The 843-nt window shown below is 71.6% G+C and carries 1 protein-coding gene; it reads right to left on the bottom strand.

Annotation, left to right across the window (positions count from 1 at the left end; all coding sequences use genetic code 11):
- Positions 1-840: polyketide synthase dehydratase domain-containing protein (locus P3X83_RS43175; RefSeq protein WP_346742799.1), on the bottom strand; the 840-nt coding region annotated here is incomplete at its 3' end.
- Positions 841-843: the final 3 nt, after the last annotated feature.

Below are 843 nucleotides of genomic sequence, written 5' to 3'. Positions count from 1 at the left end.
CCAGTCGATCTCGAAGAGGGAGTCCTCCGACCCACTCCCCGCCGCGCGCACCTGACGCTCCGACACCGGCCGGAGCACCAACGACTCCACCACCGCCACCGAAACACCCGACGCATCCGCGACCGACACCGACACCCCATCGCCACCCGAGGCGGCCACCCGCACCCGCAACACCGACGCACCCGAAGCCAGCAACGACACACCCGACCACACGAACGGCAACCGAGCGCCCGAGTCCTCCAGCACCCCGCCGACACCCACGACCTGCAACGCCGCATCCAGCAACGCCGGATGCAACCCGAACACCCCCGCCTCACCCGCCACCGAATCCGGCAACACCACCTCGGCGAACACCACACCCGGCTCACCACGCCACACCGACCGCACACCACGGAACACCGGCCCATACGCCAGCCCCGCCGACGCCAGACCCTCATACAACCCCGACACATCCACCGGCACCGCACCCGCGGGCGGCCACACCCCGAACTCGAAGGCCTCCACCGCCACCGCACCGCCCAGCACACCACCGGCATGCCGGACCCACGACGCACCCTCATCCGGACGCGAGTAGAGGGCGACGGGGCGCCTGCCGTCCTGCTCCTCGGCCCCGACGGTGACCTGCACCGTGACGGTGCCGCGCTCGGGCAGGACGAGCGGGGCCTCGATGGTCAGCTCCTCCAGACGCGGGCAGCCGACCTGCTCACCGGCCCGCAGCGCCAGCTCCACGAACGCCGTCCCCGGAACCAGGATCGAACCCATCACCACGTGATCGGCCAGCCACGGCTGAGCCGCCACCGACAACCGGCCCGTCAGCACCACACCGTCTCCACCGGCCAGCGG

Origin of the sequence: Spongiactinospora sp. TRM90649, assembly GCF_029382225.1 — a bacterium.
Lineage (GTDB): Bacteria > Actinomycetota > Actinomycetes > Streptosporangiales > Streptosporangiaceae > Spongiactinospora.
This window is presented reverse-complemented; position numbering and strand designations above follow the sequence as displayed.